This window comes from Caballeronia sp. LZ024 (assembly GCF_031451455.1).
Taxonomy (GTDB): domain Bacteria; phylum Pseudomonadota; class Gammaproteobacteria; order Burkholderiales; family Burkholderiaceae; genus Caballeronia; species Caballeronia telluris.
Genome location: NZ_JARUXL010000002.1, coordinates 333,198 through 356,397, shown reverse-complemented (window position 1 = coordinate 356,397; position 23,200 = coordinate 333,198). Strand labels below are relative to the sequence as shown.

Sequence of the window (23,200 nt, the reverse complement as noted above, 5' to 3'; positions counted from 1 at the left end):
GCGTCATTCCCCGCCGACCCGATTGCGCAACACACCGACGCCTTCGATTGCGATCTCGCAGACGTCGCCCTCCTTCATGAAAACCGGCGGCTTGCGCGAGAAGCCGACGCCGCTCGGTGTACCCGTCGCCAGAATATCGCCAGGGTACAGCGGCGCCATGCTCGACACATATTCGATAAACCGCGGGATTTTATGCACCATCGCGCTCACCGAATCATTTTGCATGACTTCGCCGTTGAGCGTGGTGCGAATGGTGAGCGCGTCCACGTCGGCAATCTCGTCCCTCGACACGATCCAAGGACCGATGGAGCCGCTCCGATAGAAGTTCTTGCCGGGCGTGATTTGCCTTGTATGGAACTGCCAGTCCCGCACGCTCCCCTCGTTCATCACGGTGTATCCCGCAATGTACTCAAACGCGTCGTCCTGACTGATTTGGAACCCCTCTTTGCCGATGACGACCACCAGTTCCCCTTCGAAGTCGAACTGCTCGCTGACTCCCGGATGGCGCAACGGCTCGTCATGCGCAACCAACGAATCGACAGCTCGCGAAAACAGCGCTGGCGACTTCGGCAATTCCTGGACGCGCCCGGCCGCCTGCACTTCGTTGTGGTGCTCGGGGTAGTTGAGCGCGAGGCACCAGATATGCGTCGGATCGGTAATGGGCGGCAAAAGCTTTACCTCCGCTAGCGCATAGTCGGCGCCCTGATCGGTCTCGGGCGCATGCGGCGTACCTGCGGCGATGTAGGACTTGAGCGTCGGGTACCGGTCCCCTATCCGCTTGCCGAGATCGACCACACCACCGTCGACAACGGTGCCGTAGCTCGGACGTCCGTCGATAGAAAAGCTTGCGTATTTCACGAATCATTCCCCTTGTTATACGAGGCCCGCGTAGGAGCCGCCGTCGAGTTGCAAATTTTGTCCGGAGATGAAGCCGGCCTGTGCGCTGCATAGAAAGGCACATGCATCGCCGAATTCCTTCGGATCGCCGAGACGCTTGGCGGCGATCGTCGCGGCGATGCGCCTTTTTGCATCGTCGACCGTAATGCCTTCCTTCTTCGACATGCGATCTGCCATGTAACGCTGTCGATCCGTATCGAAGCGCTCCGGCAGCATGTTGTTGATGGTCACGTTGTCGACGACCGAATCACGCTGGACGGATTTGCTCAATGCCGTGAGACCCGCTCGCACCGCAGCGGAAAGACCCATCGTCGCACTTGGCGACTTGACCATGGCCGATGTAATGTTCACGATGCGCCCGAAGCGCCGCTCGCGCATCCCCGGCACGTATTGCTTGATCAGAAAGATCGGCGCGAGCATGTTGCCTTCGACGCCCGCAATCCAGTCCTCGCGCGACCAGTCCGTAATCTTGCCCGGCTCCGGCCCCGCATTGTTGTTGATGAGAATGTCCGGCGCGGGACACGCTTCATACAGCGCCGTGCGCCCTTCCTCGGTGGCGATGTCGGCGGCCACGATATGCGGCCGCTTGCCCGTGATCGCTTTAATCTGCGTAGCCGCGCTTTCGAGCGCATCGGCATGACGTCCGTTAATCCATACTTCGCATCCCTCGCGGGAAAGCGCCGTCGCGCATGCGAGACCCAAGCCCCGCGACGACGCGCACACGAGCGCCTTTTTTTCTGCAATGCCCAGATCCATCGTCCTTTCCCCTAAGAAGTCACGCCAGCTTTGTCTTCAGCCGCGGATAAACCGCGAGTGCGTTGTCGTAGAACACGTGCTTGCGGTCGCAATCGCAGAGGTTCGGCGTCGCAGCGATGTAACGGCGAGTGTCGTCGTAGTGATGGCCGGTCGTCGGATCGATGCCCTTGACTGCGCCAATCATCTCGGAACCGAACAGGATGTTCTCGTGCGGCACGACTTCCGCCAGCAAGTTGACTCCAGCTTGGTGATACACGCAGGTATCGAAGAAGATGTTTTTCATCAGACCGTCATCGAGCGTCTTAAAGCCCATGTCCTGCGCAAGACCGCGATACCGTCCCCAGTGATATGGCACCGCGCCGCCCCCGTGCGGAATCACGAAACGCAGCGTCGGGAAGTCCTCGAACAGTTGCGGCGAAAGCAAGAACTGCATGAAGGCGGTCGTGTCGCCATTGAGGTAATGCGCACCGACATGATGAAAGCACGGGTTGCACGAACTGCTCACGTGAATCATCGCGGGCACATCGAGTTCAACCATCTTCTCGTAGAGCGGATAGTAGATGCGGTCCGTGAGCGGCTTGTCGGTCCAGTAGCCGCCCGACGGGTCCGGATTCAGATTACAGCCGACGAAACCCAGCTCCGTCACGCAGCGTTCGAGTTCGCGCACCGATGCGCCAAGGTCCGCGCCGGGCGACTGGGGCAACTGGCACACGCCTGTGAAATTTTGCGGGTACAACTCGCAGACGCGATGAATGACGTCGTTAGCCATTGTCGACCATTCGATGCTGTGTTCGAGCGTGCCGAGGTGATGGCCCATTTGTCCCGCGATGGGCGAGAACAAGGTCATATCGAGGCCGCGCTCGCGCTGCACCTTAAGCTGCTTGCTCTCGAGCGCTTCGCGCAGTTCGTCGTCGGAGATGGCAAGCGCCGCGCCGTACTGGCCGCCCGGCGCTTCGAGCTGCTGACGCCGCCATTCGTGCAGCGCCTTCGGCACTGTCGTAAAGTGCCCGTGGCAATCGATGATCATTGCTTTATCGTGTCGTTGATGTTTGAAAGAAACGCGTCAGGCATTCCACGCGACGATGGGCGTCGCCTGCTTCACGAATCGCTCCGGCGGGCGCTCGCCCGTGTCGTAACTCATGCCCTCGCCGATCTGAATGCGATTGAACTTGCTCGACGCATTCATCTTTTCATGCGAGATCCAATGTTCATGCATCTGCTCGAAAGGACTCATCCAGTAGTTGAAAATCTGACTGCCGAGCGCATGACGTCCGATGCCGCGCACGTGATCGTGTGTGCCGCGCGTCATATGGTCGTAGCCGAAGAAAATGTCGTCGACGCCTTCCACCTGATACGAGACGTGATGCATGCCCGCACGCTGACCACGCATCAGGAAGATGACGTGATGATCGACGAGCTCGTCGCCAAGGTCGACGCGATCGAACTGACCGATCACGTTATCGGCAGAGCCGACATACAGCTCATCGGTTGGCAGCAGGCCGAGCGTGCGTTGATACCACCCGACGGTGTCCGCGAGATTCGGCGTCGCGTAAGCGGTATGCGCAATGCGCACCACGCGCGCCGCTCCGAGCGCACGGCTTTCGCCGTCTGCTCCGCGCACGACGACACGCGAAGGCAGTGGACTCACGCGCTCCTGTCCCGCGACCAGTTCCAGCCAGAAGCCGTTGGGATCGCGCAGGCGCACGCGCTTGCCGGCGCCGGGCGCATCGAGCGTTTCGATACCGTGCGCATCGGGGAGCTTTGCGACGTCGTCTAGCAAGGATGGATCGCGCAACTCGTATCCAAAGCTGATGACGCCCGGCTCGCCGAGTTCGGTCACGTGCAGGAACGGCGTATTGCTGACGCCTCGCATATAGAGGCGCTTGGCGTCCTTGTGCGCGACGACCATTCCGAAATCTTCGAGGAACGCCTGCATGCGGCCGAGATCGGGCGCGCTGAGCCTGACAAACGACATACCATTGATGGGTGAGGCCACATCCGTCTCCTTCGATTGATTCTTCCGCGCTGATTTCTGCGCTTCGTTGCCGAGCTAACTCAGAATATCGGCGACCCTGCCGTAGAGTTCATCCACTGTGTAGCGTTTCAGGATTAGCTTCTGCTCGAACGCGTACCGAATGGCTGCTTCAAGCGAAGCCTTCAGTTTATCGAAGCCGATCGGCTGCATATCTACACCCGTCCCGGATGCCTGGTCGCCGCTTGCCGCACGGCTTTCACACAGCATGCGAAATACTTCGCGCACGAGTTCGTCGCTCGTCCCCAGGACATCTTCCTTGATGGCGACGATGTGATTGATCGGCACCGCGCCGGTGCGTTCGTGCCAGCGCAATGCGGCTTCTTTCGGTTCGTCGATCAGCGTGCGGATCCCTGGATCGCCCGACAATGCACCGCCCGCAATAATTGCGTCCACTTGCCCTGCAAGCAGCATGTCCTCCAGTCCAAGCGATGACGCTTGCTGCGTCACCCAAGAAGGATTGGTATATTCGGCCACATGCGCGCCCTCCTGGCTCAACCACTTCACGCTCTGCAAATCGAGCCCGTATTCGTCGCACAAGATGCCGCGCACCCATGTCGGCGTGGTTTGCGCATACGAGCGCATCGCGATGGTCTTGCCTGCGAGCGCCTCTGGTTCGAGGTCGTCGCCCGCGCGGCAGAGAATGCTCTTGTGGTGAAACATGCCGTTCATGACGAACGGCAACAGGCGATAAGGTTTGCCTGCTTCATACGCCTGCAAGAACGTGACGATTGCCAGTTCGGCCACGTCGTACTTCAGGCCGCGCACCACATCCTTGAACGCTTTCTGCGCCGTATCGACCGGCGCGATGTCCAGCGTGACGAGCGGCGAAAGGATTTGCCTTTCCTTAAGCGGCTTCGTCTTGGGATAAGTACCGAGCATCGTGCTTAAGTGAATCGTTTCGGTCGCGTTCATGCGCGCCTCCTTTGCGCGATGGCGTCTGTGCGGGGGTCGTACACCACCGTTTCAAGCGATGGCAGCACCGGGATGAGTTTTTGTCTGTAGGCATAGCGCGCGAGCGCCGCGAACGACTGCGCGTTTTCTTCCAGTCCATAGGGAAGCGGATCACCGACAAGCTCGGCCAGCGCCAGATAACGCTTGTCTTCCGCTTCAGCCGCACTGCCCGTACGCACCCGCTCGAGATAATTCTCCTTGGCGTTGGTGAACGCGTTGAACAAAGCGAGGGCAAGCGTCGGATGCTTTTCGAGCACATCGTTCCTGACGACGATCACGCCATGCAGCGGATAAATCGCCGTTCTGCGATACCAGTCGCGTTCGCGCGCCTTCGCATCGGCGACGACTTCGACGAGTTCGCCCGCATCGTCGCCCGCGCCCGCCAGGCCTGCGAACGCCGCATCAAGCTCGCCATCGCGCAACATGCCAGCGAGCGTCTTGCCTGATGGCACGCGTTGCACATTGGAAGGCGGCACGAAGCTCTCTACGTTTTCGTCTTCTTCCGTGAACCACGTAATGCTGTCGGGATCGAGACCATACTCGTCGGCGAGGATGCCCCGCGTCCACACGGCGGCCGTCACTGAATACGCACGAACGCCTACGCGCTTTCCTTCCAAGTCCTTTGGCTCGTTAAGATCGGAAGACAGCGGGCGCTGCAAGCCCGCGTGACGAAAACGGCGTGTCATCGGCAGCGGCAGCGCGGTGATCGGCGCGCCGTCGGCGACAGCCATGAGGTATGACGTCGGCGCCATCTCACAGATGTCGTAAGGCTGGCTGCGCGCCATCGCGCGGTATGCGTCCGGCATGCGTTTGATATCGATAAAGTCAAGCGCGTAGCCTTCGACCTTCACCGCGCCGTTGCGCAAGTCCGCAACCTGACCGTGCCGCCCCAGCACGATGGACAGTTTCTCTGTCATGTCTACTCCAGTACTTGACGATCCGCTCAGCGTCCCGCGAGCTTGCGTCCCGTGTCGAGCGCGGAGAAATCGCGCTTGGGAAAAGTCATCAGGAAGCGATAACCGTCTTCGATCACGCGTTCGACGTTCTGCTCGGTCACATGCGGATGGCCGACCGGAATATCGAACGCCTTGCCCACTTCCAGCACATGACGCATCATGCGCAGCAGTTCAGGGTTGTCGTACTGGCGTGGACAGCCGAGTTCCTGCGTGAGATCGCCTTCGCCGATCAACAGCACGCCGATGCCCGGAACCCGTTTGACAATCTCTTCGAGATTCTCGATGGCGGACGTATCCTCGATCATCAACGTGACGAGCACCTCGCCTTCGGGTGCAAGCGGCCATACGTCCGCCTTCTTGTAATAGTCCTGCTGCGACAAGCCCCAATAGCGGGCAGCAGGCATCGGCGCATCGCCGCGCAAGCCTGCCGGATCATAGAGGGGCGCGGTCTTGAGACGCGGATAGCGGCACGCGGCCACGGCGTTGTACGCTTCCTCGGCCGTGCTGATGCGAGGCCACACGATGCCGTATGCGCCGAGATCGAGCGCCTGCTTCGCGAACCATTGATTCATCTCGCTGCCGCTCGGCGGGATGCGCACGAGCGGCGTCATTTGACAGGCAGCCGAGCCCGCTTGCGCAATCTTCTGCCGAAGCAAAAGGAACTGCATCGCTTCGCGCAATGCGCGAATGTCCCACGGTGTGTGTTCCATTTCGAACACGACGCCGTCGTTCGCGGATTGCGCGAAGCTCACGGCGTTTTCCACCTCGGCCTGGATGAATGACGTGAAGGCGATGCGCCGTCCGCTTTCCAATGCGCGGATGACGCCGTTGAGTCGTTCTGCCATATCGAGCGTCTCCCGTCGCTTAAAGAATGGCGCCGCTGAATGCGTCGCCGGCTTGTTGAGGAAGGCGTTTCTCGGTCCAGCTTTGGCCGCCATCCAGCGTGTAGAAGACCTGTCCGCCTCGCGTCACGGTAACGATGCCGTTCGGGTCCGTCGCATGCACGCCGAAGCCGAGCATGGTGCTTTGCGGATCGACCTGACTGTCCGCGCGATACCACGTCTTTCCGAGGTCGTCGCTACCGTACAGTGCGCCCGCATTGCTGCGCGAGGAGATGCTGAAGCACGCGTACATCTTCTTGGGAGACCCCGCGACGAAGCGGCAATCGCGCGTATAGGCGAATGGCGCGAACTTGCCGACTTTAATATCGCGGAAGGTGTTGCCCTTGTTGCGGCTTTCGAAGATCCCTAAGCGGCAGATATAAAAGAGTGCGTCGGGATCGGCAGGCGTGGTGACGACCGAGTGCGCATCGAACATGCCTTCGGCGTCGTCGTCGGTTTCGATCTTGCTTTTCAGGTGCGGCTGTTGCGATAGCGCCACCAGACCGTCATTGCGGCCGTGCCAAGTCTCGCCTCCGTCATCGCTCAGCAAGAAACCGTTGATCTCGCTGACCGCGTACAACACGGACGGATCCGTCGGATGGAATGCAATGCGCATTACGCGCGACGCGCCAAACGAAATCTTGAAGCGCTCGGGATAATCTGCCTTACATTTCTTCCATGTATCGCCGCCATCGTCGCTGCGATAAAAGCCGACGGGCGCAGTGCCTGCAAACAGCGTATCCGGGTTATGCGGACTGGTGACCACGCACCAGAATTGCGCGTTTTCGTCCGTTACGTTCAGGCGCTGCCACGATTGACCGCTATTCATTGACCGGTACACGCCCTTGCGCGTCGCCGCGAAGATCAGGTTCTCGCGCTCGGGATGTGGCGTGATCGCCTGCACGGATGCATCCGCCGGGATACCGTCGGCCGTCTCCCATTCGCCGCCGGGGCGCAGTGTGAATATTGTGCCGATAGCGTCGGGGCGCGAAGCCGCAGTGCCGACGAGCATCAGGTTCTTCATTCGAGTCTCCAGTCTCTGATATGTGAGAGTTGACGCGGGACGGCCAACGCAACTGCGTCGGGGTTCCGCGACGCTCGCATCCGATACCGCTTGGCGAGTTGTTGGAGACCAGTGTAGGCGCGACAAACTACGCCTTGTTATTCAAAACGTGTGCCGGCAATAGATTTTTGCTAAGTCCCCAGCGTCACGCGGTCGGCGATGGCGTATGGCTCCGTCGGCAACGAACTAATCGCCAGAGCGGCTTTTCTATGGCGCTTTTCGGAACTCCAATTCCTACACTGCCCAACTAGCGCAGGTTGCATCTGCGGCCTAGTAACAACAGGCGCTACCTTGATAATTTTATGAAAACGCAAGCACCGAAGCCGAACTTAGTCGTAATTGAGAGAAAATGATGAAGCGCCCGGGAATTAACTTTGCGTTGATACTCTGAGCGGTTTTTCCATCGAAGTAGCAGAAGAACTCATCCGAAAGGCAGCTCGGAAATATTTGAGAAATCGTACAACGTGCCTTGATTGCGCCAAAGGGATGCTGGACCGTTTAACCTCGGATACCCATCACGTCCTGACTATGATAAAGGCGGGCAACGCTGCTGCAGAGAAGATCAACTACCGTGGCGATTTGATCTTCGGACAGGCGCAGAACGCATTAATAACCTCAACGTTGCGACTATAAAGTCGTCACCCCGGGACCTTGAAGCGCCCGATAGCGTGGCGAACCTTGCTCATCATGGGTTTCCCGAACGCGAAATGAAGTGGTCACTTCGCCCTTGCTGCCGGTCGCCGTCGGCGAAGACGTCGTGGCAGGCGAGATGTCGCCGAGGTTGAGTGTCGAGACGGTGACCGAGTTACGCCTGGGCGAAGTAGGAAAAGCGCCCGACATCAGCCACGCGAGCAACGGCAAAGTGCCGATGCGATGCTCGGGCGCGAAAGTGTCGCGTTCTCCGTGGCCTGTCTTGTCGATTCAGCCCGGTGCACCGAGCTTCGCGCTGGCGTCCTTAGCGGCGGCCATGCGCGGCGAGCTTGTTGTCATCGACTTGATGGATGACGGGCCGGGCATTCCGGCCGAACGCTTGCAGGAAAATGATCGAACCGTTCGTGCGGCTCGATCCGGCGCGGGGCGAAGCGTCCCGGCAGCGTGGGCCTCGGCTTGTCCATCGTCGATGAAGTCGTGCGCGCGCACGGCGGCACGCCGAACCTGAGCAACCGGGAGCCTTCAGGATCGCCTTGCGCGTATCGCGCTGGCCGTGCAATCCGCGTAAGCGTTTTCCTCACAGAAACTTTCGGATCGCAAATGTCATTGCACGGATCATTTATAGTGCGGGCTCACGAGTTTTGATTCGCCGTCATCCATCGATACGCGCGCCATGTCCAACGATAGTGACGCCGCGTCTTCAGCGCAGATTCGATCGGGGCGTTCCGCCGCCCCCCGTCGATCCGCTTACCGGTTCCCGTTCCACATGATTATGAACAGCCGACTATCCGACTGTGCAAACGTTTGCGTTTTGCTTTTTCTTTTTTCTTGTCTTTCTGCTTCTGCTTCGAAACGGCCGCGCCTCGCGACGCTCATCGCGAGCGCATGTCTGGCGGCGCTGATCCCGCATACAGCTTTCGCCGCCGTGACGATGAACTTCGCGCATGCCGATATCGGCGATGTGGCGCGCGCCATCGGCGCCGCGACGGACAAGACCATCATCGTCGATCCGCGCGTGAAGGGGCAGCTCGATCTCGTGTCGGAGAATCCGGTTTCCGAGGACGAAGCGCTCAAGACACTGCAATCCGCGCTGCGCATGCAGGGCTTCTCGCTGCTTCAGGATCATGGCGTGCTCAAGATCGTGCCGGAAGCGGAAGCGAAGACGCAGGGCGTGCCGGCGTATGCGGGCAATCGTCCGGTCGCGAACGGCGATCAGATCGTCACGCAGGTTTTTCAGTTGCATCGTGAATCGGCCAACGGTCTCGTGCCGACGCTGCGTCCGCTTATCTCGCCGAACAATACGATCGGCGCAAACACGAGCAACAACACGCTGGTCGTGACCGATTACGCGGACAACATCAAACGCATCGCGGCGATCATCGCGGGAATCGAAGCGGCGTCGGGTTCGCATATCTCGGTCGTGCAGCTCAATTTCGCGGATGCGTCCGCTGTGGCACAGCAGGCACCGAAGCTGCTCGATTTGAGCGCCATCGGCAACAGCGATCCCACGCAAAAGGTGCTCGTCACGCCAGATACGCGCAGCAATGCCGTCGTTCTGCGTGCAAGCAACGCGGCGCGGCTGGACGAGGCGGAGTCGCTCATCGTGAAGCTGGACACGCCCACGCGCGCGCCGGGCAACATTCATATCGTGAGCTTGCGCAACGCCGATGCGAGCGATGTTGCCAAGATCTTGCGCCGCATTCTTGGACGCACGGGCGGCGGCGATACGCAGAGCGCCGCGACGAACGTGAGCGGCGTGCAAAGCACGTCGGGACTACCGAGCAGCAACGGAACGCTTCCGCCTTTGCCGAGCGGCACGGATGTGGCGTCATCGGTCGGCGCGGTATCGTCTTCGTCGTCGAACAGTCCGTTCGGCAGCGTGAAGGATGGGCAGTCGCGCAGCGGCGACGAGCACGAAGACACCGGCAGCGGCGAGATCGTCGCGGACGTGTCGACGAATTCGGTGATCGTCACCGCGCCCGAACCGGTGTTCCGGAATCTGAGCAGCGTGATTGCGCGGTTGGATCAGCGTAAGGTGCAGGTCTATATCGAATCGCTCATCATGGAAGTCTCGTCCGACAAGGAAGGCGAATTTGGTATCGAATGGCTGACCGCGGCGGGCCTGCAATCGGTCGCGGCCACCACCACGAACGTGGGACTGGTGGCGGGATTCGGCAACATCCTCGGCACGAAGGGCCTGTTTCGCGCGCTGCAATCGAATTCGGACGTGAATATTCTTTCCACTCCGAGTCTCATCACCCTAAACAATCACGAGGCGCGCATTCTGGTGGGAACCAATGTGCCGATCGAGTCCGGCTCGTATTCGACGAACGCCAGCAGTACGTCATCGGTATCGGCCTTCAACACGTTCGAACGCAAGGACGTGGGCGTGATGCTGAATGTGAAGCCGCAGATCAATCAGGGCGGCACGGTTACGCTTTCGGTGTATCAGGAAGATTCGAGCGTGCAGACCGGTACGGCGGATCAATCGGGCGGCTACAGCATCGACAAGCGTTCCCTGCAGACTACCATTCTCGCGGACGACGGTCAGATCGTGGTGCTCGGCGGTCTCATCGGCGACAACTACACGAACGGCAATACCCGCGTGCCGTGGGTGTCGAAGATTCCGGTGCTGGGCGCGCTGTTCAGACACGAAACGAAGAGCCGCAAGAAGACCAATCTGCTGATCTTCCTGCGGCCCGTCATCGTGCGCGATGCGTCGACGCTGCAGTCGATCGCCGCGGACCGTTACGACAATATGCAGATGCGTTCAGACGCATACAAGACGGACAACTGGCTGGAGAAGGACGACACCCTGCCCGCGCTGCCGCGGCTCGACGGGCAGAATCAGAGCGCGCCGGGAGATGTCGTGGATCTGACGCGCATTCATCGGCCAGACGCGTCCACGCAGGGTAACGCCCGCTAGCCGTCGACGCATCCCCCATATCCAGCAGTTGTTTGTGATACCAACGGCCATATCCGATCTCTGCCGTGTCGACGGCAATGCGAATGAGCCTCACAAGGCGCGCGTGACTTGCAATGCCATCGGGGCTGAAAGGCTATTTTCGGCAATCGGCCACTGGGGGTCCCTGACCAATCTGCTCCCATGGCCCATTGAAAGCCGCAGGCGGTCGTTCGGGATATCGCCGCGTCCACCTCGACTTGGCACTCGCCAGCGTGCGAAAGCGAGGGAGCGAAGACTCACAAAAACAAACATGTTGAATGGGCGCCCGGCGTATGCGGTATCACCCGTTTGTCGCGCCGAGCGCTTCGTCGAAGCGGGACACGCCCGCGAGCGGCCCCCTTTCCGTCGATTGACCAAGTAGTCGAGGAACGCCCGCACGAAGGGCGACGTGCGTCGCGCACGTTCGAAGATCACGTTCACTGGCGCAGGCATAGTCTCGTAGTCCTGGAGGATACGCCGCAACCGCCCGCGCTGGATGTCGTCCGCCACTTGCCGCGACGGGGCACGCTCGATTCCTGCACCGTCGATCGCAGCGGCCGCGAGCACGTCGAGCGCGTTGGCCCAGACGCGGCCTGTAATGCGTGCGGAATGACGGGTGCCAGGGACTTGAAGCGCCATGCGACGCCCGATTAGCAATTCGTCCGCCGGCGGATTGATGCGGATCACGAGATCATAGTTGTCCTCCACCGGATCGACGATGCGGTCTTCCGCCACGAGTTCCAGCTCCACGCGCGGATGCGCGAGCGCGAAACGCGCCGCGTCGCGCGCGCCGGTGCCGGCCGGCAACCTGCGCATCAGGCAGATCTCATCGCCGCCGAGCAACTTTGAATGCTACCCGCGCTGTCGCCCTGGACGAAGTGGGCACGTTGCTCACCGCGGGCCGTAGGGAGCCGGCAGGCAGTTTGCGCATCGCTACGCCCGCGCTGCTCGGCCGAATCGTCATCGCGCCGCTCTTGCCGTGCTTACTTGCGCGCGACGCCGCCGTTTCGGTCGAGCTGCTGCTGATCGACCATGCCGTGAATCTCGTCGAGGATGACATCCACCTCGCGATTCGCGTGGGCCGCCTGCCCGATTCAGCGTTCGTGGCACGCAAGCTCGGTGACGTGCGCATGATCGTCTGCGCCGCGCCGTCTTATTTCGAGCGCCGCGGCGCGCCTTGCTCGCCTGACGAGCTACACCGGCACGACTGCCTCGTTTTCTCCGACGGCCTGGGCCCGTCGATTGTCGCGGATACGCGGCTACTGGTGGCTTCGCCCGATTTGCCGATGCCGCCCGCGCCCGGGTCCGAAGCGCAGGAACAGGAGGTGCCGGCCGTCGTGCTGTCGACGGCGCGGCCGGCAGCGAGCTGGCAACTGGCGACATCGCCGGGGAACGTGTGCGCGTTTATTCCGGTGCCGGTCTTGCGGCTGTCGTCGCTGCTGATGGTGCACGAGGCCGTGCTGGAAGGCGCGAGCGCCGCGTTGCTGCCGGGTCTGCTGGTCGCGCGGGACGTGGCGGCGGGACGTCTCGCGTGCTGGGGAAAGGATGCCGGGCCGCCCGTCGAGGTCTGGGCGCTCTACAGTTCGCGCCGGTTGTTGAGCGCGAAGGTGCGCGCGTTTCTGGACATGCTGCGCGAACTGGACGAGGCGGATCGGGCGCCGCCCGTCGATTGAACTTCCGGTTTTTAGGTTGGATTGGGGCCATCCATCACCGCCGCGACCGTCACGGACGCCACCATCGCGAAGTAACGGCCGGCTTCTGTGTCGCCAAAAATTTCGACAATGCCAATTGTTTGCGAGCCTATCTATTTAATTAATCCCATGCGCGGATAGATGGCCGTTGCGAGGAAAATGCAAATCGCTCCCCTGAACCCTCGCCTCCTAGCTCGTTGATGAAATTCCTATCGCTGCTCTCGTTCGCCTTCCTTTCGATGCTTGCAGGCGTCGCTCATGCCGATCCAGGCGCGGCGCTGCCCGTCATCACGCCGGTGCGAAGCTGCGAAGCAATCGCCAGTTCGCCATTGCGCGAAGTTGTCGGTGCATCGGTCAAACTTTCAACAAAGCGCGTTTCAACCCCCAAAGGAGAATTCTGTGAAGTGATTGGTACAATCGCACCGTCGATCGGCTTCAAACTAGACCTGCCAGCGTCCAAATGGACTCAACGATATCTACAGGCGGGATGCGGTGGATTATGTGGAATGGTCAACGCGAGCATCGGCAATGCGGGCGGATGCCGGCCCGCGCTCGACGGCGAATTTGCCGTCGCAGCGACCGACATGGGACATTCGAGTCATCCGGGCGTTGGGGGCGGCGAAGATGTGGGCGCCTTCACGAGTGATCCGCAAAAGCGCATTGACTTCGCTTACCGCGCCAATCACTTGACTGCGCTTGCTTCCAAGGCGCTGATTCGCGCGTTCTACGGCGCCCCGCCGCGCTACTCCTACTTCTCCGGCTGTTCCGATGGCGGCCGGGAAGCGCTGATGGAAGCGCAGCGTTATCCCGGCGATTTCGACGGAATTTCGGCGGGCGCACCCGCAATGCTGTTCCAAATTCAAAACTCTTTTTTTCACGCATGGACAGTCGCGGCGAATCGCGGCAGCGACGGCAAGCCGATCCTTCTCGCCACTAAGCTTTCCATTCTGCACGATGCCGTCATCGCGCACTGCGACGGAATCGACGGCGTGAAAGATGGCCTTTTGAGTGATCCGCGCACGTGTCAGGTCGAATCATCATGGGTCAAATGCGAAGCTGATGTACAGGATGAGTCTCGGTGTCTGACTCCGCAGGAATGGTCAGTAGCGCAAAAAATCTACTCTGGCCCCACCGATTCCGACGGTAATCACTTTTTGCCGGGCGGCCTCGCGCCGGGTTCTGAATTGATGTGGACCGCGTTCATACCGCATGCGGCAAGCGACAAGGTGATGTCGGAAGCGCTGTACAAGGGTATGGTGTCGGTGGTGAATCTCCCCTCATTATCAACGGTGGAGGATCCGGCAGCCTTTCCATTCTCAAGCGCCCAATTCGATCGCATGCAGCAGCTGCATGCCTTAAACGATGCCACCAACCCCGACCTGCATGCATTCGCGGCGCACGGCGGCAAGCTCATCATGTGGCACGGCTGGGCCGACTTCTCGATTGCACCGATGATCTCTATCGCCTACTATCGCGCGGTCCAACAGCAAATGAGCGTGGATGCGACCGACCGCTTCTTGCGGCTATTCATGATTCCCGGCGTCGGACATTGTGGCGGCGGCGATGGCTTTGCCCAAGTCGATACACTGACGCCGCTGATGTCCTGGGTCGAACGAAAACAAGCACCGATGCAACTCGTCGCAGATCGTGTAGCGGCACGTCCGTTCCTGCCGACGGTCGACCATAGCCGAATGGGCGAAACCGGCCCGCAAGGCGGCAGCGACGGACGCGGCGACGAGAGCATGGGTGCAAGCCTCCCGCCCGTCGCGATCCCGGATCGGCCGGTGCTCGCGAGCCGTCCTATTTATCCTTTCCCGCTGATAGCTCATTATCTTGGCGACGGCGATCCGAAACTGGCGACGAGCTTCCGACCTGCGGCTTCGGTCGATGAACCCGCGACGAATAAATGGTACGGCGCGTTTATGCTGCGCCCCGGTTTCCAGAAACAATACGGCGTAAGCAACGGCAAGCTAACACCACGCGCCGAATAGAACTGACGCGTAGATTGCAACAAGTCGCTTGTTAAATGGGTCAGGACTCCGAGCAGGCGCCTCCACGCGACACCATCGGGGAGGATTTGACGGCGACACCGTCGTGGACGCTATCGATGGCGTCATCGTCGCAGCTGAACGCATTGCCATGCTCATCATGCGTCGGTACACGGCCGTACGCGCCTCGCCATCCGTTGCAACGCCGCTTGTATCGACGCATTCGCTCTGCCAGCGATGGGGAAGGTGCGAATCGTAAGCATCCTCGCCTACTCGAGTAATTGAGCCGACACGTCCGCCCTGGCGCGCCCACGGCCGCACAGAAGTTGGACGTGGCGCCGCCGGACTTATGTCGGCAGTCGCGGGCATAAGCATGCGTCTGGTGCACTCGACCATCGGCTCGCCGATGGGGACAATTCCGGTTCGATCTCAGAGACGGCCATACTCAGCGAGCCCCCTTGCGCGAAGACTTTTCGCCGATGTGTTCCGGGCGAACATGCCCTTACCGAGCGAAAACTCGTTCGACGCACGCGCGGGATGGAGGGGCCGACCGTCATGCCCGGCGACACAGAGCCCGAGTAGATCGAAAAGTGAATAGTCGGAGTCACGGCGAGTCTCAGTCAGGTCTCGTACGCCGCCGCCGAATCGCCCCGACGCGACGAGCGAAAGGTCGAACAGGCGTGCCTCATTCGCTCACGCCGCCGCACTCGCGCTGATTCGCAACGCGGGTCGTCACGCTGCCATGCAATAACGACAGCATGATCGCCGATCGAAACGGCAACCTAGACACAACAGCGCTCGAAGTGAACGGCCTCATTCTCGGTCGAACTGGCATGTATCGGGTTCGCCCTGGCGGTCGAATCGCTGCGCAGCCCAAATACCGGTTCCCAGCGCAGCCAGGCTCACAGTGAAGGGCGTCAGCGCCTGGCCGTTCGGGTGAGAACAAGACCGAGGTTCTCGTCGGCCCGCAGCGGCCGGTGCGCATCGACGCTTATGCGCCAGCGAAGGGGGGACGGCTTTGCATCACCTTACATTATCTCGGGCACCTTTACCGCCGTCCCGTCGCTGAAGCGTTCCAAACGATAAGGTGCGATGCCCATCATTGATCTGGCTCCGGTCACCATATCCCCCAGCAGCTCGCCGGCGGTTGGTCCCGGAGCGAAGCCATGACCGCTAAATCCACTCGCGATACAAAAGCCCGGAAGTGTACTTCCGTCGGAAATGACAGGTATGAGATCGGGCGTCGTGTCAATGGCACATGCCCAAGTATGTATGGCGTGTACCGGCAGCCCCGCAAACTCGCGACGCCCTTCATCGATCAGTCGCGCGGTATAACGTGCGACGCAGTCGACGTTCGCCTCGGTCGCGCCTGCTGCCAGCGCGGCCGCGATCGTACACGACGCCCAGACGTCGACGGGATCACCGCCGTGTCAGGCGCGAGCAGAATCGCGTCCGGCTGCTGCAATTCGTGAAAACGTGGAGAAACGCGACGAGGTCTGTCGCCGCGCCGTCTCCTACCGCTGCGGCGTAGAAAGCCAATGAGCTGGCCCTCCTGATTAGGGCGCAGCGACGCCCTGCGTCTTTGGACTATAGGACGTGTAGAAGCTGGAACCCGCCCAAACAGGTGCAGCGGCGGTGTACAGCGGTGCGCCTTGCGCGTAATTGGCGGCGGTGTGCCAATCGCCCGAACCTGTGTACTTGGCGACCGCCGGGTACGGATACACGGGTCGCGAGGCCGTCACGTTATTCGACGCATCCGTCTGGTAGGTCGTGACGGCGGCGGGCGCCGTGCCCTGCTCGACCCAACCGGTGATCTTCGACACCAGATCGATGTTGGGAAAGCCCTCGCCCCCTCCGCAATGCGCGACTCCGGGCACGACATACAGGCGCGTGAACTCGTTCGCACTCGACTCGCCCATCGTGTTCTGAACCGCCTGGTAGTACGCGATCGTGAAGAGCGGCGAGATGTGCTGATCCGCCCAGCCGTGCCAGAGGATCAGCTTGCCGCCTGCGTTCTTGAAAGCTGAGAGGTCGGGGCTGGTTGCATCGTTGAGCGGATGGTTGGCCTGCAAGTAGCTGGGATAGAAGCTTGCGTCGCGGTAGCCGAAGGTATCGATGTTCGGCATGGACGGCGAACCCGTGAAGATCAGGTTGTAGGCACCCGTCACGATCGAGTAGCTGAACAGGCCGGTGACGGGCACCGGGGCGTCAGTCGAGTTCGAAGTCGGTACTTCGACGCCGACCCAGTTGGCCTCGGAGCCATACTGCGGCGAACCGGCCAGCATGCGGACACCGGTCGTGGCATCGGTCGGGCCGCTATAAATCTTGCTGGCGGTGGCGACTTCAGCGGCAGTCAGGCACGTGCTCGTACTCGAAGCGCTTGCCGCGCACTGAATCGATGCCGGATCGAAATTGCAGGTGCGTGGATCGGCGATCAGGCCGTCGGGCGCGCCGGACTGGTTGCCGCACGCGGCGATGACCGCCTTGTGGAGAACGGCTGCCTTGTCGGCATACAACACGGCATTGCCGGCGCTGGTGCCTGTCGTGCTGTTCGATTCGACACTCCAGCCGTGATACAGCGAGTTCTGGATTTGGAAGTGCGCGGCGGGGGCGCCGGCGACGATGCCGTTATAGTCGGCGGGATAACGCTGAGCGGCGATCAGCGCTTCGCGGCCGCCGTCAGAGCAGCCGACGAAGTACGAATACTTCTGCGCCTGCCCGTAGTATGCCTGGATGAGTTTCTTCGCCGCGAGCGTCGTGATGTGCTGGCCGCGATATGCGAAGTCGGCCTGCTTCTGCGGGTCGGTGGTCCACGCCGAACTTTGTCCGGCGTGGCCCATGTCGGTGGCTGCCGTGACGAAGCCGCCTTCCTGCACGAGCGGGCAGGCGTAGCTGAAGCTGAACGAGGTCGGCTTGGTCGGGTCGCTCAGGTTGCCGCACAGGCCGCCGCAGCCCAGTTCGGCGAAGCGTTGCGTCCAGGAACTGACCGGCAGCGCGACCTCGAACGTGTTCGACGGGGCGAGCGTTCCCTTCACCGTGCAGAAGTTGACCGTCGCGCCGTTGACGGCGGCAGCGGTGACCGTGGCCGAGGTAATCGAACTTCCTGCACCGCCGATGTCGGTGATATCCATCGAAGCCAGTTTGGAACAGTCGACGACCGGCTTGACGACGGACAACGGTGTGTTGCCTGGACTGTTGTCACTGCTGCCGCAGGCACCGACGACGGAGGCCGACACGCAAATGACGAACAGCGTCAGCAGCGAGCCTGCCCGCGTTGGGGCGCGCATGAGCCGCGCAATGTGATTCGGAATTCTCATATTTGCCTCCTTCCTGCCTCTTCTGTCGGACATCGATGTAGTGGCCACAAGCCGGGACCTGCTGACGGTGACGCTTCACTTCGAAGCTTGCGACGAGCTTCGAGTTGACCTCCCGTGCGCGACGAAGGAGGTCTGCGAAGTTGACGATGCGACGTCTCCTCGATCGTCAATGGAACCAGTGGGAGAGGCCCAAAGCGCCTCCCTGCCACCGGTTCGGGAAAACTAGAAGCGGTGGATGATGCCCACGCCCGCCGCGAACATGCTGCGCGAGGCCGACGGTGCGCCCTGGAAGCCATCGCCGATCGACGCATTGGCCGACGTCTGACGGTTCACGCCCGTTCCCGACGGCGTCGCGAGCGTGTTGCCGTTCGCGCGCTGGAACGCCTCGAGCGCGTACAGACCCGTGCGCTTGGACAGCGAGTAGTACTGGGACAGGTTGAACTGGTGGTACGACGCTGCGTCGTTGATGCCGTTCGCCTTGCTCGCCCACGTGTAGCTGTAGCCTGCGCCGAAGTCCCACACCGCCGATGCCTTCCAGTGCAGCACCGTGCCGGCCGTGTTGAAGACGGCTTCGTCGGTGAAGAGCGAGTTCACGCCCGGGATGTACTGAACGTTCGTGTAGGTCGCCGTGATGTCCCACGCGCTGTTGAACGTGTAACCGCCGGCGACCGCGAAGCGCTGTTGCGCCTGCGCACGCTGATAGCCGTTGGTGACTGCCGAGACGCCCGCTTGGCCGCCGCCCGTGGTGCTCGTCGTGTCATTTATGGTGGTCGAGCTGCTGCTGTAGATGCCGCCGCCGTTCGCCGCGTTGTTGATGCGCGAGAACGCCACCGCGAGGCCGATCGGGCCTTGCGCATATTGCGCGCCGGCCGACCACGTCGAGCCTTGATACACGCTGCCCGGCACGCCTGCAAACGAGTACGAGCCGCTGACCGTCACGCCGTAGAGCTTCGGCGATGTATACACGACCGAGTTGTTCGCGCGGTAGATCGTGTCGAGGCCGTCCAGATCGCCCGGGTGCGCGCCGAAGTAGCCCGTGAGCCAGTTCGTCGGGCTATACGGCGAGAGCAGCGTGTAGTAAGAGCTGTACTGACGGCCGGCCGTGAACGTACCGTAGGCGGCGTTCGTCATCCCGACCCACGCCTGACGCGCGAACAGCGCGTTGGCGAACTGGGCCTGCCCCGAGTTGATGTCGAAGCCCGATTCCAACTGGAAGATCGCCTTGGTGCCGCCGCCGAGGTCTTCCGCGCCCTTCAGGCCAAAGCGGCTGCCCGCCCAGATGCCCGACGCCATCTTGACGTTCGAGCGGCCCGGATTTGTCTTGTTGAGATTCGTCTGGCTGCTCTGATAGACAATCGAGTCGTCGACGATACCGTACAGCGTCACGCTGCTCTGCGCGAACACCGGCGTCGCGATGGCCGCTGCACCCGCAACTACACCTGCACTCAAGTGCCTGAATCGACGTTTCACTCTTGAAAGTCCCTCGTTGGTTTTGGTTGGTTTGCCCGACGCCATCCGATCGCATTGCCGGGCGCCATGCGAGCACCTCGCTCTCTGACAGACGTTGCACGGCATACGGGAAATCGATAGCGGATAAGTTGCCGGCGGCTACGAACTTACGCCGACGCAGTGGTCGAGAAAGATGGGGTTAACCAGTGATGTGTTACTTGAGGAAGGCCTGCGAAGCGTGAACGCAGCGTGGCTAACCGCTCCTGGAAACGCTCCAGGGTTTGATCGGCGTAAAATGCATCGATAAATAAATTAGATGCGTGTGCAAACGCGTTTGAATTGAACGTCGCGCGTCGATGACTCGGCGGCGATTCTCCCGCAGCTGAAAAGCGCGGCTCGCGATTGCGAACACGCTGTTTAAAGTGCGACCGGCATTGCGCTGGATCGCGCGCGTCCGGTTGATAGGCGCCGGGGGGCCGACGCAACTATCGAAGGAGCTTACCGCGTGGAGCCGGTCATCATTTCGGGCTTAGCAGCGCACGCACTTCCGACAGGTCGCCCTGCAAGTGCTCGGCGACATCGGTCAGCTCGAAGAAACGAAGATATTCCGGCACCATGGATCAGCATTTCGAAGCCCGGATGGGCAGCGATGCCGAGTTCGGCACACGCCCAGAGAAGCGGCGTGAGCTCACGCGTCATAATGATTTCGACGACCGCGGCGCCGGCATCGACGCGCGTCAGATCGAACGGCAGGGCGTCATCCGGCTTGAGCTTGAGCCCTTGCGACGTACATTTGACGATCAGATCGTAGCCCGCCGCGTCCGCGCTTGCGGCAACTTCAATCGCTTGGCCGAACCGCGGCTTCAGTTGTGCGGCCAGTTCGACCGCGCGGTGGGCGCTGCGGTTGTGGATCGCGAGATGTCCGACGCCGCGCAACGCCAGTGCTGCCGCGACCGCCTGCCCTCCTTCGCCGGCCCCGACGACGAGCACGCGCCGTCCCGTCACCGCGATGCCGAAATGATCGAGTCCCTTGACGAAGCCGGTACCGTCGAACAGCGCGCCGTCTTAACCAAGGCTTACCGCTTTGACGGCACCGGAAAGTTGTGCCACCGAGTCGCACTGGCTCATAAGCGCGGTCATCCCGGCCTTGTGCGGGATCGTCACCCAGATGCCGCCAACGTTTTGCGCGTCAAATGCGCGCGGCACGAAATCGGCGAGACGCGCGGCGGGCACCTTCATCGGCACCAGCACGGCATCCACACCATGACGCTTGAACAGATGGTTGTACACTTCGGGCGCGCGCGCTCGTGCGACGGGATCGCCAACGATGAGGAAGACTTGTGTCGTGCCGGTAACCGTCATTGGCTGGGTCGGAAAATGCTGATTCGACGACGGTAACCCGAATTTGCACAGCAGTGCCGGTCGCATTATCGGACGTGCTTCTGATGCATTGCGAGATGATTATCGGTCGTCGCGGCGGTGTGACCTCGGGCTTCCCGCGCCACACTGAACGCCTCACGGGGGAATTTGCTTTGCCACGATCAGTCGGATGCGGCGACCAGAACCAGGCAGAAGCGTACGTCATCGCGGGGCCGCGCATGCGTCGTTTCAATCCGGGCCGGATAGACTCGGGTCACGCCATCTTCGCAGGTGCCAGCGCATGAAACGCCTGCTTCGCTCAACAATGGACGCGCCACATCGGGCGTTCGGGGTGAGCATGCTCCTCAGCTTTCGCAAATCGGGCCGACGATGGCCCGTCGCCTGTCGCGCGGCGCTCGGCATCGGACTGCCGGTCGCCGTCGGATGGGCGGCTGGCGACCTGTCGGCGGGACTGATGGCGACGATCGGCGCGTTCACCGCCTTGTACGGATCGGAGCGTCCGTATTCGAATCGCGCCTGGCTCCTTGCGGGCCTCGCGCTCTCGTTCAGCGCGATCGTCACGCTCGGCGTGTGGGTGCAACAATGGCCGCTCATGGCTGTCCCGCTCGTCACGCTGATCGCCATGATTGCGACCTTCGTCTGTCAGTCGCTTCGGATCGGCCCGCCAGGCGCCTATATGTTCGCCCTGGCGTGCGCCGCCGGGACCGCGGTGCCGGTTCCCGTCGATCGCGTCTTCTGGCTCGTGCTCGGCGGAGGCGCGGTGTCGTGGGTCGTGCACATGTTCGGGGCGCTTGTCGCGCTAAGAGGACCTGAGAAATCGGCCGTCGCCGCCGCCGCCGATGCGGTGGCTTACTTTGCGCAGGCCACGGGCATCGAAGCACGGGATCGCGCACGTCACGATGCAGCCCTCGCGCTCCACGACGCCTGGGCTACGCTTGTCTCGTTTCAACCACCCAACCCACGCGCCGATAGCACGCTTACGCGCTTGAGGGCGCTCAATCGAGAACTGCATCTGATTTTTGCGACGTGCGTCGGCACTGCCGATTTGGCTGCCGCGAAGTCGGATGCAATGGCGAAGCGGGCGCGTGCGATTGGCATCGAGACAACATCCCTCAATGAAGGCCAGGATCAGCACGCGGACGACGCCGATGTCCCGCTAGGTCGTCTTCGATCGTCTCGACTTCTGCTGGAGAATCTGACGCTCCAATCGCCGGCATTCATCGTGGCGGGCCGCGTGGGGGTAGCCGTGACGCTCGCTGGTGCGGCGGGCGCGGTTGTTGGCCTGCAGCGCGCTTACTGGGCGATGGCGGCCGCCGTACTCGTGCTGCACATGGGGCAGGACTGGGCGCGAACCCTGCAGCGCGGAGTAGAGCGCACCATCGGCACGATCGTCGGCCTCGGGGTCGCGGGCGCAATACTCGCGGCCCACCCTACCGATCTGTGGCTCGTCGCGACAATAATGAGTCTTCAGTTCCTCGTCGAGATTCTGGTGACGCGCAATTACGCGCTGGCCGTCGTCTTCGTTACCGCGATCGCCCTGGTGATTGCTTCCGGCGGCCAGGCCGGGTCGGACGAAGGAACTTTGCTCGTGGCACGCGGGATCGACACCACCGTCGGCTGTGCAATCGGTTTGCTCGTGTATGCATTCATCGGACCACGCGGCTCCCCCGCCTCGTTGCGTCAACAGATCGCGCGGACACTTGCAGCGGCGAATGCCGCACTGGTACACGTCGCGGCGGGCAAGGTGACCACGGATGCGGCGCTGCTCGCGCGGCGCGACCTCCAGCATTGCATTTTCAAGCTCCTTAGGTCTTACGAGACGGATACGGCCGGCGGTATCGCACGCCATCGAGACGCCGCCGAAAGGATGTGGCCAGCCGTCGTCGCCACGCAAAGGTTGGGCTACAAGATTCTGGCCGCGTGCTGGTCTCTCGAAGCGGTGGTCGACGACCCGGAAGCCGGCCTCGATCCTTCCGCGCATCTGACGTCGGAGGAGCTGGCAGTCGTGAACGCTGTCCTTGCTGACGTCATTGCCGCTGTGCGCGGCGAAAGCGGCTCGATACGGCTCGATTCACTACCAGAGCTTCTACAAGCCGAACTTCGAGACTTGTTCGATTCGCTAGTTCCCGACGTATCGAATCACCGCGATCCTTAACGCGCTAGACACCAGAACCGCGCATCTGCCGACAGCGCCGCGCACCTTCGCACTGCCATGAGTGCCGCTTCACAAATCGGGGGTAA

Annotated in this window: 19 protein-coding genes and 1 pseudogene; 5 read left to right on the top strand and 15 right to left on the bottom strand. The window is 61.5% G+C overall.

Going from position 1 to position 23,200, the window contains the following annotated elements; translation table 11 throughout:
- Nucleotides 1-3: 3 nt before the first annotated feature.
- Genes QCE48_RS17045 through QCE48_RS17010 form a run of 8 tightly spaced genes read right to left on the bottom strand, consistent with a single transcriptional unit; the run spans nucleotide 4 to nucleotide 7,500 of the window.
- The gene (locus QCE48_RS17045) at nucleotides 4-858 is read right to left on the bottom strand and encodes a fumarylacetoacetate hydrolase family protein (RefSeq protein ID WP_309788632.1); all 855 of its coding nucleotides are present in this window, start codon (nucleotides 856-858) and stop codon (nucleotides 4-6) included.
- A 15-nt stretch (nucleotides 859-873) separates the two neighbouring features.
- Nucleotides 874-1,653 (bottom strand): SDR family oxidoreductase, encoded by a 780-nt coding sequence (locus QCE48_RS17040; protein WP_309794243.1) that lies wholly within the window; start codon nucleotides 1,651-1,653, stop codon nucleotides 874-876.
- A gap of 19 nt (nucleotides 1,654-1,672) precedes the next feature.
- The gene (locus QCE48_RS17035; protein ID WP_309788630.1) at nucleotides 1,673-2,680 is read right to left on the bottom strand and encodes an amidohydrolase family protein; all 1,008 of its coding nucleotides are present in this window, start codon (nucleotides 2,678-2,680) and stop codon (nucleotides 1,673-1,675) included.
- A 36-nt stretch (nucleotides 2,681-2,716) separates the two neighbouring features.
- On the bottom strand, nucleotides 2,717-3,649 hold the full coding sequence (locus QCE48_RS17030; protein ID WP_309788629.1) for a VOC family protein: 933 nt from the start codon (nucleotides 3,647-3,649) through the stop codon (nucleotides 2,717-2,719).
- A 54-nt stretch (nucleotides 3,650-3,703) separates the two neighbouring features.
- On the bottom strand, nucleotides 3,704-4,600 hold the full coding sequence (locus tag QCE48_RS17025) for a phosphate ABC transporter substrate-binding protein (RefSeq protein WP_309788628.1): 897 nt from the start codon (nucleotides 4,598-4,600) through the stop codon (nucleotides 3,704-3,706).
- Complete coding sequence (locus QCE48_RS17020) at nucleotides 4,597-5,535, bottom strand: ABC transporter substrate-binding protein (protein ID WP_309794241.1); 939 nt, start codon at nucleotides 5,533-5,535, stop codon at nucleotides 4,597-4,599. Before QCE48_RS17020 ends, QCE48_RS17025 begins: the two co-directional genes overlap by 4 nt.
- A 47-nt stretch (nucleotides 5,536-5,582) precedes the next feature.
- Entirely contained in the window at nucleotides 5,583-6,440 is an 858-nt protein-coding gene (locus QCE48_RS17015) for an aldolase/citrate lyase family protein (RefSeq protein WP_309788626.1), read from the bottom strand.
- 19 nt (nucleotides 6,441-6,459) lie between these two features.
- A complete protein-coding gene (locus QCE48_RS17010; protein ID WP_309788625.1) occupies nucleotides 6,460-7,500 on the bottom strand; it encodes a VPS10 domain-containing protein in 1,041 nt (346 codons plus the stop codon).
- A gap of 751 nt (nucleotides 7,501-8,251) precedes the next feature.
- Between QCE48_RS17010 and QCE48_RS17005 the strand changes: the two genes are divergently transcribed.
- Together QCE48_RS17005 and QCE48_RS17000 are read left to right on the top strand one after the other, a co-directional pair.
- Complete coding sequence (locus tag QCE48_RS17005; protein WP_309788624.1) at nucleotides 8,252-8,698, top strand: hypothetical protein; 447 nt, start codon at nucleotides 8,252-8,254, stop codon at nucleotides 8,696-8,698.
- Nucleotides 8,699-8,863: 165 nt separating this feature from the next.
- Nucleotides 8,864-11,116 (top strand): secretin N-terminal domain-containing protein, encoded by a 2,253-nt coding sequence (locus QCE48_RS17000; RefSeq protein WP_404983425.1) that lies wholly within the window; start codon nucleotides 8,864-8,866, stop codon nucleotides 11,114-11,116.
- Here the strand turns inward: QCE48_RS17000 and QCE48_RS16995 are convergent.
- Nucleotides 11,082-11,249: pseudogene (locus QCE48_RS16995) on the bottom strand (mandelate racemase/muconate lactonizing enzyme family protein); the annotation flags it as partial. The gene QCE48_RS17000 and the pseudogene QCE48_RS16995 overlap by 35 nt on opposite strands.
- Nucleotides 11,207-11,977 carry a LysR substrate-binding domain-containing protein gene (locus QCE48_RS31935; RefSeq protein ID WP_404983424.1) on the bottom strand — a complete coding sequence of 257 codons (771 nt, stop codon included), beginning with the start codon at nucleotides 11,975-11,977 and terminating at the stop codon, nucleotides 11,207-11,209. The pseudogene QCE48_RS16995 and the gene QCE48_RS31935, both read right to left, overlap by 43 nt.
- A gap of 2 nt (nucleotides 11,978-11,979) precedes the next feature.
- Between QCE48_RS31935 and QCE48_RS16985 the strand changes: the two genes are divergently transcribed.
- Together QCE48_RS16985 and QCE48_RS16980 are read left to right on the top strand one after the other, a co-directional pair.
- The gene (locus tag QCE48_RS16985; protein WP_309788622.1) at nucleotides 11,980-12,807 is read left to right on the top strand and encodes a substrate binding domain-containing protein; all 828 of its coding nucleotides are present in this window, start codon (nucleotides 11,980-11,982) and stop codon (nucleotides 12,805-12,807) included.
- A gap of 218 nt (nucleotides 12,808-13,025) precedes the next feature.
- Nucleotides 13,026-14,816 carry a tannase/feruloyl esterase family alpha/beta hydrolase gene (locus QCE48_RS16980; protein ID WP_309788621.1) on the top strand — a complete coding sequence of 597 codons (1,791 nt, stop codon included), beginning with the start codon at nucleotides 13,026-13,028 and terminating at the stop codon, nucleotides 14,814-14,816.
- Between the two features lie 1,025 nt (nucleotides 14,817-15,841).
- Here QCE48_RS16980 and QCE48_RS16975 read toward each other — a convergent pair.
- The 5 genes from QCE48_RS16975 to QCE48_RS16955 form a co-directional block, all read right to left on the bottom strand.
- The gene (locus QCE48_RS16975; protein ID WP_309788960.1) at nucleotides 15,842-16,192 is read right to left on the bottom strand and encodes an FAD-dependent oxidoreductase; all 351 of its coding nucleotides are present in this window, start codon (nucleotides 16,190-16,192) and stop codon (nucleotides 15,842-15,844) included.
- A 177-nt stretch (nucleotides 16,193-16,369) separates the two neighbouring features.
- Nucleotides 16,370-18,130 carry a tannase/feruloyl esterase family alpha/beta hydrolase gene (locus tag QCE48_RS16970; protein WP_309788620.1) on the bottom strand — a complete coding sequence of 587 codons (1,761 nt, stop codon included), beginning with the start codon at nucleotides 18,128-18,130 and terminating at the stop codon, nucleotides 16,370-16,372.
- 222 nt (nucleotides 18,131-18,352) lie between these two features.
- Entirely contained in the window at nucleotides 18,353-19,600 is a 1,248-nt protein-coding gene (locus QCE48_RS16965; protein ID WP_404983421.1) for a porin, read from the bottom strand.
- Between the two features lie 477 nt (nucleotides 19,601-20,077).
- The gene (locus tag QCE48_RS16960) at nucleotides 20,078-20,569 is read right to left on the bottom strand and encodes a hypothetical protein (RefSeq protein ID WP_309788618.1); all 492 of its coding nucleotides are present in this window, start codon (nucleotides 20,567-20,569) and stop codon (nucleotides 20,078-20,080) included.
- 75 nt (nucleotides 20,570-20,644) lie between these two features.
- A complete protein-coding gene (locus QCE48_RS16955; RefSeq protein WP_309788617.1) occupies nucleotides 20,645-21,007 on the bottom strand; it encodes a hypothetical protein in 363 nt (120 codons plus the stop codon).
- 406 nt (nucleotides 21,008-21,413) lie between these two features.
- Here QCE48_RS16955 and QCE48_RS16950 point away from each other — a divergent pair, with 406 nt between their 5' ends.
- Nucleotides 21,414-23,114, top strand: coding sequence for an FUSC family protein (locus tag QCE48_RS16950; protein WP_309788616.1), 1,701 nt, complete (start codon nucleotides 21,414-21,416; stop codon nucleotides 23,112-23,114).
- The last annotated feature ends 86 nt before the right edge of the window (nucleotides 23,115-23,200 follow it).